Raw genomic sequence first — 10,597 nt, forward strand, 5'->3', positions numbered from 1 at the left:
GTCCGGGACCGGGCGCAGGGGGCGGCGCTCCAGGCGGTCGGGCGTCGTCGACGGCTGGGCCGGGAGCCGGATTCCCGGATGGCGCTCGGGCCCGGCGAGGTGCCGCTCCGGCTCGACGGCGTGGACGTCGGCCGCCGCGCCCACCTCCGCCGTCTCCCGTAGTTCCCGCAGTTCCCCTTGTTCCCGCTGTTCCGGCTGTTCGCCCAGCAGCGCCCGCGGGACCACCAGGACGGCCTGGACGCCGCCGTAGATGTTGCTCTGGAGCTGGACGACGATGCCGTGGCGGCGGGCCAGCTGGGAGACCACGAACAGGCCGATGCGGCCGTCCTGGAGCAGTTCGCCGACGTCCACCCGCTCGGGGTCGGTGAGCAGCGTGTTCATCCGGGTCTGCTCGGCGGTGGTCATGCCGAGGCCCCGGTCCTCGACCTCGACCGCCAGACCGGCGGTGACGTACTGGGCGCGCAGCAGCACCTGGGTCTGCGGGGCGGAGAACAGCGAGGCGTTCTCGATGAGTTCGGCGAGCAGGTGGATCACGTCGGCGACGGCGTGGCCGCGCAGGTCGCCCTCGATGGGCGGCACCAGTTTGATCCTCGGGTACTGCTCGACCTCCGCGATGGCCGAGCGCAGGACCTCGGTCATGCTGACCGGGCGGGTCCACTGCCGTCGGGACACGGCTCCGCCCAGCACCGCCAGGTTCTCCGCGTGCCGCCGGATGCGGGTGGCCAGGTGGTCGACGTGGAAGAGGCCCTTGAGCAGGTCGGGGTCCTCGACCTCGTTCTCCAGCTCGTCGAGCAGCTCGATCTCGCGGTGCACCAGGGACTGGAGGCGGCGGGCGAGGTTCACGAAGACCTCGACCTTCTCCTCGCTGCCGCTGGCGCTGCTGCGGACGAGTGCCGCGGCCTCCAACACGGCAGCCTCCGCCGCCCGCTGGTTGACGGTCAGGTCGCGGGCGAGCAGACCGAAGGCGTCGTCCGCCGCCGGCTCGGGCAGCGGCCCGTGGCTGGGCCTGCGGGGCCGTTCCCCGCGTTCCAGCCGGCGCAGCAGCGCCTGCAGCTCGGACTGGTTGCGGGTGGCGGCGCGGCGCAGCGTCGTGTACCGGTCGACGGTCGAGCGTGCCTCGGTGGAGGCCAGCAGCGCCGCCCCGGCCATGACGCCGCAGCACAGCAGGAGCGCTCCGCCCGGCAGGAGCCACGGGCCCCCGGGGAGCGCGGCGCCGGATCCCAGTCGGAGGGCGAGGGCGACGGCGACGGCTCCCAGCACGGCCACCGCGAGGGCGGGTCCGACCGTCAGCCACAGCAGTCGCCGGCGCACGGCGGCCTCGGCGGCGGTCGGCTGTTGCTGGCCGCGGCCGTGCCGTCCGCCGTCGCGGGAGCTCGTCTGGCCCCTGACGCGGCGCCGGCCCGGTGCCGAGGCGGGCGTGGTGTCCCGGCCCTCGCCGCCGGGGGAGGCTCCGGCCGCGGGGGCGGTCGGGCCGGCGGCGGACGTTCGGCTTCCGTGGTGCACCGCGTGACTCGGGGATTCAGGCATCGCAGTCCTCGAAGGGGAGACCTACCCCGTCTTCACGGGGCTTGGGGATCAGCGGGATCAGCGCACGCCGACGCTCAGCGCGCACCTCACGCTAGTGGGCGCCGGAGGTGCACCCTGGCGTACTCCGGCTATTCGCCACCCTTCGCCAGCCCCCTACGGGTGAATGACCCGCAGATCTGTGCACGACACCGGCGGAAGGAGTAACTTGCCTATGCTCGCGGCAAGTTACCGCTCGCGGACGGTGATGTTCAGCCTGCCGTCGAGATCGAGCCAGGCGGGGCCGCTGCCCGGCAGCACCCGGGGCACGCCGTGGTAGGCGAGCCGCGCGGGGCCGCCGAACACAAAAGCGTCCCCGCTCTCAAGTCGGACGTCGGCGTACGGCCTGCCGCGCCCGGCGGAATGGCCGAAACGGAAGACACACGTATCGCCGAGGCTGAAGGAGACCACCGGCGCCGGCGACCGCTCGTCGCTGTCCCGGTGCATGCCCATCCGAGCCTGGCCGTCGTAGAGGTTGATCAGCGCGATGTCGTACCGGGGCGGCCGTTCCGCCTCGCCGAACGCCGCGCAGACCGCCTCCCTCGCCCACTCCCCCAGCCAGCTCGGGAACGGCTTCACGGGCTCGCCGTCCCCGTCGACCGCGGTGTCCGCGTAGCCGTAGGGGTACCAGTGGTGGCCGAGACTCATCTGCCGCACGGACATCCGGCCGCCGCTCGGCATCCGCACCGTGCGCAGGCCTGCCGGCGGCAGCGCCCACCGGCGGCATGCCGCCACAAGCCGGCGCTGCCGCCCGTGGTCAAGCCAGCCGGGGAGGTGGCAGGCGCCGGGGGCGATCCGCCGGGGTTCCGCCGGGAACAGTCCCTCGCTCACCTCGCCAGACTACGACCGGCCGTGAACGCACCGCGCGCGGTGCCGGTTCCGCGCCGGGTCCGCGCACCCGTTCCCGCCTGGTGGTTTCCGCCACCGGCGGGGCGCGCCGGGCTCCGCTTGTCGTATCGTCGACAGCGCCCGGCCGGTACCGACCAAAGGAGCCCATGTGACGTCCGAAGCCGTGGAGCCAGCGCTCGCCGGAGTACGCAACTTCCGGGACGTGGGCGGACTGCCCACCGCCGACGGCCGGCGGCTGCGGCACGGGGTGCTCTACCGCAGCGGGCACCTGGCCCACGCCACCGACGAGGACGCGGCGTTCCTGCACCGCCTCGGCCTGCACACCGTCTTCGACTTCCGCAACGCCGCCGACCAGGCCCTGGAGGGCCCGGACATCGACCTGCCCGGCGTGCGGAACATGAACCTGCCGCTCACCGACCCCGCCGAGGGCGCCGAGTTCTGGCAGCTCGTACGCGACGGCGACCTGCCGGAGCTGCGTGCCGCGCTCGCCGACGGCCAGGCCGCCGACCGGATGCGGGAGAACTACCGGTCGATCATCATCGGCCGCACCGCCGAGCACAGCCGGGTGCTGCACGTGCTCGCCGAGGGCGACGTCCCCGCGCTGATGCACTGCGCGGCGGGGAAGGACCGCGCCGGGCTGAGCATCGCGGTGACCCTGCTGGCGGTCGGCGTCGAGCGGGACGCGATCGAGAGCGACTACCTGCTCTCCAACGACCCGCACCGCCGCTACAAGATGCACAGGGGCGACCCGAGCGAGGAGAGCGCGATCCACCCGGAGATCGTCGAACTGCTCGCGCCGCTCTTCGACGCCCGCGCCTCCTACCTGCACGAGGCGTACACGACGATCGACGAGACCTGGGGCGGCGTGGAGACCTACCTGCGGGAGGGGCTGGGGCTCACCCCGACCACCCGCGACCGGCTGCGCGCGCACCTGCTGGAGGGCTGAACGCCCGGCGCCCCCGATCCTTGACGCCGCGGGGGCGGGCTCGGAACGTTCCGAGCCCGCCCCCGCGGTTCTGTGCACCCGTCGGCGCGGTTCCGGGCGACGGAGGCCGTCAGCCCCGGCGCTCCACGACGAAGTCGGCGAGCGTGACGAGCTGGCGGTGCACCGCGTCGGGCAGTTCGACACCGTCGAGCGCGGCGAGCGCGGCGGCGTGCTGACGGCGCGACTCCTGGACCGTCCACTCCCGGCCGCCGGCCTCCTCGATCAGCGAGGCCCGCAGCGCGAACTCCGCCTCGTCGAAGTCCTCGGTCGCCAGGTCCTTCTCCGCCCCGGTCGCGCGGCGGCCGGCGTCGGTGGCCAGCAGTTCGCCGAGTTGCCGGGCGGCCGGGCCCCCGGCCTCCAGCGCGGCCGCGACGGGCAGCGACTTCTTGCGCTGCCGCAGGTCGCTCCAGGTCTGCTTGCCGGTGGCGTCGGGGTCCCCCCAGATGCCCAGCAGGTCGTCCACGGCCTGGAAGGCGAGGCCGAGGTGGTTGCCGTAGCGCTCCAGCGCGTCGGCGGTGCGGTGGTCCGCCCCGCCGAGCACCGCACCGATGGAGACGGCGCAGGCCAGCAGGGCGCCCGTCTTGTTGCCCTCCATCTCCAGGCACTCCGCGACGCTGACCCGCTCACGGTGTTCGAAGGAGATGTCCTGGGCCTGACCGTCCATGAGCCGGCGACTGGCGGCGGTCAGCCGGCGGGCGGCCAGCGCCGATTCGGCGGTACCCAGTTCGAGCAGGGTCTCGTTCGCCAGTGCGAACAGGGCGTCGCCGACCAGGATCGCCTGCGCGGGCCCGTGCACCTTCCACACGGTGTCCCGGTGGCGGCGCTGCTCGTCACCGTCCATCAGGTCGTCGTGCAGGAGGGAGAAGTTGTGGACCAGTTCCACGGCGACGGCGCCCGGGATGCCGACCTCCGGCGGCGCGCCCGCGGCTTCCGCCGAGAGCAGCGCGAGTGCCGGACGGACGGCCTTGCCCCCGTCGGCCTCCGCCGGGCGGCCGGCGGCGTCGATCCAGCCGAAGTGGTAGGCGGCGACGGCGTCCATCGGCGCCGCGAGGCGGCCTACGGCAGCGCGCAGCACTGGCATGGCGAGGGTGCGTCCGCGTTCCAGCAGCTCGGCCACCCCTGCGGTGTCCATGCCGGCGTTCGCCGGTTGAACCGGGTTCACAAGGTCTCCTCTGCGTCTCGGTGGTGGCAGCGGGGCACGCCCCCGCAAGGGCGGACTCCGCGGAGGCCGGAGCGTCTCCGGGCACTCCCGCGCGGGCGGTCAGACCCGCGTGTGCCGCCACCATCGTCGGGCACGACGCCGTCGCCGGTCCACGCGCCCGGCGCACACTCACCCGGCGCACAGGCGCACTCGCGTCGATCGAACGGTCCAGTACCGGATGCGCCCGCAAAGCCTCTGTGGTATGCCCACGCGGGCCGCACGGGCTACTTGCCGGTGAACTTCTCGTACGCCTTCAGCACCTCGGCCGTGGGGCCGTCCATCCGCAGCTGCCCGTGCTCCAGCCACAGCACCCGCTCACAGGTGTCCCTGATCGACTTGTTGTTGTGGCTGACCAGGAACACCGTGCCGGCCTCCTGGCGCAGCTCGCGGATGCGGGCCTCCGAGCGCTTCTGGAACTTCTTGTCGCCGGTGGCCAGCGCCTCGTCGATCATCAGCACGTCGTGGTCCTTGGCCGCCGCGATGGAGAACCGCAGCCGGGCCGCCATGCCGGACGAGTACGTGCGCATCGGCAGGGTGATGAAGTCGCCCTTCTCGTTGATCCCGGAGAAGTCGACGATGCCCTCGTAGCGCTCGCGGACCTGCTCGCGGGTCATGCCCATCGCCAGCCCGCCGAGCACGACGTTCCGCTCGCCGGTGAGGTCGTTCATCAGCGCCGCGTTCACGCCCAGCAGCGACGGCTGGCCGTCGGTGTAGACGCGGCCGCGCTCGGGCGGCAGCAGTCCGGCGATCGTCTTCAGCAGCGTCGACTTGCCCGAACCGTTGGAGCCGATGAGGCCGATCGCCTCGCCCCGGTAGGCGGTGAAGGAGACGCCGCGTACCGCGTGCACCTCCCGCATGCCGCCGCCCGGCTTGCGGCGGAGGATGCGGTTGAGCGCCGCGGTGGCGCTGCCCCGGCCCTTGCTGCCGCCGTACACCCGGTACACCACGTGCACGTCGTCGGCGATGACGGTCGGCACCCGGCCGTCGGCGGTCACCGCCCGGGCGGTCCTGGTCTGCTCAGCCACGGCCATAACGCTCCTCCGCCCGCCAGAAGTAGATGAAGCCCGCGATGCCGAACAGCAGGGCCCAGCCGACCGCGATCCACCACACGTGCGGCGGGAGGTCGGTGATCGAGTACGCGTCGATCAGCGAGTACCGCATGAGGTCCATGTAGACCGCCGCCGGGTTCATCGCGACCAGGTCGGCCAGCCCTTCGCTCGCCCCGGCCCGCTCGGTGAGCATGTGGTGCAGCGGGAACATCACGCCCGAGCCGTACATCCAGGTACGCAGGATGAAGGGCATCAGCTGTGCCAGGTCGGGGGTCTTGCTGCCGAGCCGGGCCATCATCAGCGCCAGACCGGTGTTGAAGACGAACTGCAGCGTGAGGATGGGCACGATCAGCAGCCAGGACCACGCGGGGCGCTGCCCGAAGCCCAGCAGGATGACCAGCAGCACGATCATCGAGTACATGAGCTGCTGGAGCTGCTGGAGCGAGAAGGAGATCGGCAGGGAGGCGCGGGGGAAGTGCAGCGCCCGCACCAGCCCGAGGTTCCCGGAGATCGACCGGACGCCGGAGAGCACCGACTGCTGGGTGAAGGTGAAGACGAAGACCCCGATCACCAGGAACGGGATGTAGTTGTGCCCGCCGCCGGGCACACCCTCCCTGGCGCCGAGGATCACGCCGAAGATCAGGAAGTAGACGGCCGCGTTGAGCAGCGGGGTCATCACCTGCCACAGCTGACCGAGCTTGGCCTGGCTGTACTGGGCGTGCAGCTTCGCGCGGGAGAAGGTCAGGATGAAGTGCCGACGGCTCCACAGCTGCCTGACGTAACTCGGCAGCGAGGGCCGGGCCCCGCTGACCGTCAGGCCGTACTTGGCCGCGAGTTCGGCCGGGGTCAGTCCGTCGTCGGCCGACGGCCGGGGGCCTACGGCGACCGCACCGTCGTGCGTTGACTCGCTCACGTTGAAACTTTCGTCCTCACTCTGCAAGGGCTCTGGACCGCTGAGACACCGTGGTTCTCGGGCGTGGGACCCGATGTTCTCAGACTCGAGCCTGTCAGATGACCGGAGGTCGGCCCAGTCGGGCCATGCGCCACACCGTACGCCACTTCATGGGGCGCCGTGGACCGCACGGGCTCGTCCAGCCCTCCTTGAAGCCGCCGAGCCAGGCCCGCAGCGCCGGCACGGAGGGGCGGCGGGCGAGGGTGAGCAGCAGCCACACGCCGAGGTAGACGGGGACCAGCGGGAGGGGGAGGTTGCGGCGGGCCAGCCAGACCCGGTTGCGGGCGACCATGCGGTGGTAGACCGCGTGCCGGGAGGGCGAGGTCGTCGGGTGGTGCAGCACCATGTCGGCGCGGTACTCGATGCCCCAGCCGGCGTCCAGGGCCCGCCAGGCCAGGTCGGTCTCCTCGTGGGCGTAGAAGAACTCGCCGGGCAGCGGACCGACCTCGGCGATCACGTCCGTGCGCACGGCGCTGGCACCGCCGAGGAAGGTGGTGACCTTCGAGGAGCGCGTCGGGTCAGCCGCCCGCAGCCGGGGCACGTGGCGGCGCTGGGTGACGCCGGTGTCCGGGTCGGCGATGCGGAAGCTGAGGATGCCGAGCCGGGGGGCGGCGGTGAACGCCTGCCGGCACAGCTCGGCGGTGTCCCGCTCGGGGAGCAGGCCGTCGTCGTCGAGGAAGAGGAGAGCGTCCACGTCCCGGCCCGCCTCGCCGAACGCCTCGATGCCGGCGTTGCGCCCGCCGGGGATCCCGAGGTTCTCCGGCAGTTCGACGGTGCGCAGCCCGCCGGGCAGCTCGGGGAGCTCCGGCAGCGGGGCGCCGTTGCCGACGACGACGACCTCGATCGGCTCGCCCTTCTGCTCGGCGACCGACTCCAGCAGGGCGCGCAGCTCCTCGGGGCGGTTTCCCATGGTGAGGATCACCGCCCCGAGGCGGAACCTCGCGGCGCTCACTTCAGCCTCCGGGAGGCCAGGATCGAGACCAGGTGCAGCACGGTCTGGAGGACCGCGACACCGGCGAGGACAGCCACGCCGAGCCGGGTGTAGAACAGTCCGCCGGCGATCATGTCGGCGATCGCCACCGCCAGGATGAGCAGCGACGCCTCGACCCCGCCGACCAGCCGGTGGAACTTCAGCGCCGCCGCCGCCCGGCGGGCGAGCGCCAGGCCGGCCGAGCGCGGGGTGGCCGCCGCGTCGGTGGCCGCCGGCATGCCGCTGCGGGCGCGGGCGACGTCGACCAGGTCCGTCTCGGCCTTGATGAGGATGGCGCCGAGCGCGGCCACCGTGCCGAGGAAGGCCCACATCCAGTTGGCCGAGGCGCCCTCGCGGGCGAACAGGTCGGCCGCCCGCAGACCGAAGCCCACCAGCAGTGCGGCCTCGGCCAGGTAGTGGCCGATCCGGTCGAGGTAGACGCCGGTGACCGACGTCTGGCCGCGCCAGCGCGCGATCTCGCCGTCCACGCAGTCCAGCAGCAGGTAGAGCTGGATGAGCAGGGCGCCCACGAGCGCCCCGGTCAGGCCCGGCACCAGCAGCGCCGCGCCCGCCAGGACGCCGGCGACGACCATCAGGTAGGTGAGCTGGTTGGGGGTGATCCTGGTGTTGACCAGGTACCGGTCGCAGCGCAGCGAGATCTCCCGCATGTACAGGCGTCCGGCCCAGTGCTCACCGCTGCGTCGGTCCTTGACCCCCTCGGGGTGCACGACCGGGCGGAGTTCAGCTACCGATGGCTTTGGCATAGTCGGCGTAAGCGTCCCTGATCTCGTCGTTGTTCAGGTCGAGGTGTTCGAGGATCGTGTAGCGGCCCGGCCTGGTGCGCGGAGCGAACTCCACGACCTGGACGAACTCGTCCACCGAGAAGCCGATGTCCTGGGGCAGCACCGGCAGCCGGTGCCGGCGCAGGACCTCGGCCATGAACGCCGACTCCTGGTGCGCGCCGCGCAGGTACATCGCGAAGGCGGCGCCGAGGCCGCACTGCTCGCCGTGGCTGGCGGCCCGCTTGGGGAAGAGCAGGTCGAAGGCGTGGTTGATCTCGTGGCAGGCGCCGGAGGCGGGGCGGCTGTCGCCGGCGACCGACATGGCGATGCCGGTGAGCACCAGGCCCTCGGCGAGCACCTGGAGGAAGCCGTCGTCGGTGATGTCACCGGGGTGGCGCAGCACGGCCTCGCCGGCCTGGCGGGCCATCGCGGCGGCCAGGCCGTCGATCTGCTCGCCCTTCTCCCGGTTGGCCAGCTCCCAGTCCGCGACGGCGGAGATGTTGGAGAGCGCGTCGCCGATGCCGGAGCGCACGAAGCGCGGCGGGGCCTGGCGGATCACCCCGAGGTCGATCACGACGGCGATCGGGTTGGGCACGCCGTAGGAGCCGCGCCCGGCGTCGTTGTCCAGGGTGGCTACGGGCGAGCACAGTCCGTCGTGGGAGAGGTTGGTCGCGACGGCCACCAGGGGCAGCCCGATGCGGGCGGCGGCGAACTTGGCGCAGTCGATGATCTTGCCACCGCCGAGCCCGACGACCGCGTCGTAGTGGCCGGACTTCATGGCGTCGGCGAGCTTGATCGCGTCGTCCAGGGTGCCGCCGTTGACCTCGTACCAGGTGGCGCCCGGCAGGGCCGGGGCCAGCCGCTCGCGCAGCCTGGCCCCGGAACCGCCGCTGATCGCCACGGCGAGCTTGCCCGCGGAGGAGATCCGCTGGTCGGCGAGGACCGAGCCGAGGTCGTCGAGCGCCCCGTCCCGGATGTCGACGACCACCGGCGAGGGGATGAGCCTCGTCAGTACTGGCACGCGATCTCCCGGCCCTTGGCGAGGTCGTCGTGGTTGTCGATCTCGACCCACTTCACGTCGCCGATCGGAGCCACGTCGATCGTGAAGCCGCGGTTGACCAGCTCCTGGTAGCCGTCCTCGTAGTAGAGGTCGGGGTCGCGCTCGAAGGTGGTCTTCAGCGCGTCGGCCAGGTCCTCGGCGGCCTCGCCCTCGATGAGGGTCACGCCGATGTACTCGCCGGTGGCCTCGGCCGGATCCATGAGCTTGGTGATCTTCTGGACGCCCTTGGCGGGGTCGACGACGACCTTCATCTCCTCGTCGGCGAGCTGCTTGACGGTGTCCAGGGCGAGGATGATGCGGCGGCCCTCACCGCGGGCGGCCAGCAGCGTCTTCTCGACGGAGACCGGGTGCACGGTGTCGCCGTTGGCGAGGATCACGCCGTGCCGGATGGAGTCCCGGGCGCACCACAGGGAGTAGGCGTTGTTCCACTCCTCGGCCTTGTCGTTGTCGATCAGGGTGAGCGTGACCCCGTACTTGGCCTCCAGGGCCTCCTTGCGCTCGTACACGGCCTCCTTGCGGTAGCCGACCACCACGGCGACGTCGGTGATGCCGACCTCGGCGAAGTTGCCCAGGGTGAGGTCCAGGACCGTCGTCGCGGCCTCGCCGTCCTGCTCAGGGCCGACCGGCACCAGGGCCTTGGGCAGGGTGTCGGTGTAGGGACGCAGACGCCGTCCGGCGCCGGCGGCCAGCACGAGGCCGATCATGCGGGTTCTCCTGATTCGTCGTGTGTTGCGGGCGCTGAGGAGGTCGCCTGGAAGCGCACGCTCTCGACGAGCCAGAGCGTCGCGAGCAGCACGGCCAGGGCCGTGAGCACGGACGCGAATCCAGGCACCACCGGCGAGCGGTCGACACCCAGGGAAGCCACCGCGGCCAGGCTGACCAGCAGCGTTCGCCCTTCGTGCCCCCCACTCGCCCGCACCAGCCAGCGCGGCGGCGCGCCGGTGCCGCCGCGGATGCGGTGCACCGTGTCGTAGTGATGGTAGGCGAGAGCCGCCACCAGGCCGAAAGCGGCCGGCAATGCGCTGTTCACCGCACCGTCCGCGGCGGTCAGCGCCAGGACCAGGAGGAAACCGTACTCGGCGGCGCGGAAGAGGGCGGGCACCAGCCAGTCGAAGCGGCCGGTCAACGGGCCGGCCACGGCCAGAGCGGCGAGCAGCGCGTAGCCGGCGGCGGCCAGGGGCAGGGC

At 72.4% G+C, this 10,597-nt stretch carries 11 protein-coding genes; 1 reads left to right on the top strand and 10 read right to left on the bottom strand.

All coding sequences use genetic code 11. The features are described from left to right. A partial coding sequence (locus GL263_RS13560) for a sensor histidine kinase (RefSeq protein WP_228456485.1) occupies nucleotides 1-1,527 on the bottom strand: 1,527 nt, incomplete at its 3' end. A gap of 225 nt (nucleotides 1,528-1,752) precedes the next feature. Next, nucleotides 1,753-2,394, bottom strand: coding sequence for an alpha-ketoglutarate-dependent dioxygenase AlkB family protein (locus tag GL263_RS13565; RefSeq protein WP_182855941.1), 642 nt, complete (start codon nucleotides 2,392-2,394; stop codon nucleotides 1,753-1,755). A 166-nt stretch (nucleotides 2,395-2,560) separates the two neighbouring features. Here GL263_RS13565 and GL263_RS13570 point away from each other — a divergent pair, with 166 nt between their 5' ends. Next, nucleotides 2,561-3,358 (top strand): tyrosine-protein phosphatase, encoded by a 798-nt coding sequence (locus GL263_RS13570; RefSeq protein ID WP_182855942.1) that lies wholly within the window; start codon nucleotides 2,561-2,563, stop codon nucleotides 3,356-3,358. A gap of 109 nt (nucleotides 3,359-3,467) precedes the next feature. On the opposite strand, the gene GL263_RS13575 is transcribed toward GL263_RS13570, so the two are convergent. The 8 genes from GL263_RS13575 to GL263_RS13610 all read right to left on the bottom strand — a co-directional run. Beyond that, a complete protein-coding gene (locus GL263_RS13575; protein ID WP_182855948.1) occupies nucleotides 3,468-4,529 on the bottom strand; it encodes a polyprenyl synthetase family protein in 1,062 nt (353 codons plus the stop codon). 293 nt (nucleotides 4,530-4,822) lie between these two features. Then, nucleotides 4,823-5,629 carry an ABC transporter ATP-binding protein gene (locus GL263_RS13580; RefSeq protein ID WP_182855943.1) on the bottom strand — a complete coding sequence of 269 codons (807 nt, stop codon included), beginning with the start codon at nucleotides 5,627-5,629 and terminating at the stop codon, nucleotides 4,823-4,825. Continuing rightward, a complete protein-coding gene (locus GL263_RS13585; protein WP_182855944.1) occupies nucleotides 5,616-6,560 on the bottom strand; it encodes an ABC transporter permease in 945 nt (314 codons plus the stop codon). Before GL263_RS13585 ends, GL263_RS13580 begins: the two co-directional genes overlap by 14 nt. A 94-nt stretch (nucleotides 6,561-6,654) precedes the next feature. Next, complete coding sequence (locus tag GL263_RS13590) at nucleotides 6,655-7,509, bottom strand: glycosyltransferase family 2 protein (RefSeq protein WP_182855949.1); 855 nt, start codon at nucleotides 7,507-7,509, stop codon at nucleotides 6,655-6,657. A 38-nt stretch (nucleotides 7,510-7,547) separates the two neighbouring features. Next, a complete protein-coding gene (locus GL263_RS13595; protein WP_182855945.1) occupies nucleotides 7,548-8,333 on the bottom strand; it encodes a CDP-alcohol phosphatidyltransferase family protein in 786 nt (261 codons plus the stop codon). Further along, entirely contained in the window at nucleotides 8,311-9,372 is a 1,062-nt protein-coding gene (locus GL263_RS13600; protein ID WP_182855946.1) for an iron-containing alcohol dehydrogenase family protein, read from the bottom strand. Before GL263_RS13600 ends, GL263_RS13595 begins: the two co-directional genes overlap by 23 nt. Further along, nucleotides 9,360-10,115 carry a phosphocholine cytidylyltransferase family protein gene (locus GL263_RS13605; protein WP_182855947.1) on the bottom strand — a complete coding sequence of 252 codons (756 nt, stop codon included), beginning with the start codon at nucleotides 10,113-10,115 and terminating at the stop codon, nucleotides 9,360-9,362. Before GL263_RS13605 ends, GL263_RS13600 begins: the two co-directional genes overlap by 13 nt. Further along, nucleotides 10,112-10,597, bottom strand: a 486-nt coding sequence (locus GL263_RS13610; RefSeq protein ID WP_228456486.1) for a DUF5941 domain-containing protein, incomplete at its 5' end; no start/stop codon positions are given. The genes GL263_RS13610 and GL263_RS13605, both read right to left, overlap by 4 nt.

Source organism: Streptomyces durbertensis, from assembly GCF_014156695.1.
GTDB lineage: Bacteria > Actinomycetota > Actinomycetes > Streptomycetales > Streptomycetaceae > Streptomyces > Streptomyces durbertensis.